Here is a 252-nt window from a genome sequence, read left to right on the forward strand (position 1 = left end):
TTTAAAGAGGAAACAGATAAATATAAGTTTTCACACCTCAGTGACGCCTTATTATTTCTGCCATATGGCGTATCTGTTGACGAATTTCAGCATTGGGTCTATGAAAACCCAACTGCTTCCCCAAGTGAACGGAAACAGGCCTGGCGTGAGATTGAGAAAAAGTATTTGCCGCATAAAGATTATGATGGTTTTGAGTACTTAGAAAATGGCGGCTTCTGGCAGCGCCAAGGGCATATTTATAATTCACCGTTT

At 40.9% G+C, this 252-nt stretch carries 1 pseudogene; it reads left to right on the forward strand.

Going from position 1 to position 252, the window contains the following annotated elements:
• Positions 1-252, forward strand: a pseudogene (locus tag RYX56_RS23995) (M3 family oligoendopeptidase); the annotation flags it as partial.

This window comes from Alkalihalophilus lindianensis (assembly GCF_032843265.1).
GTDB lineage: Bacteria > Bacillota > Bacilli > Bacillales > Bacillaceae_D > Alkalihalophilus > Alkalihalophilus lindianensis.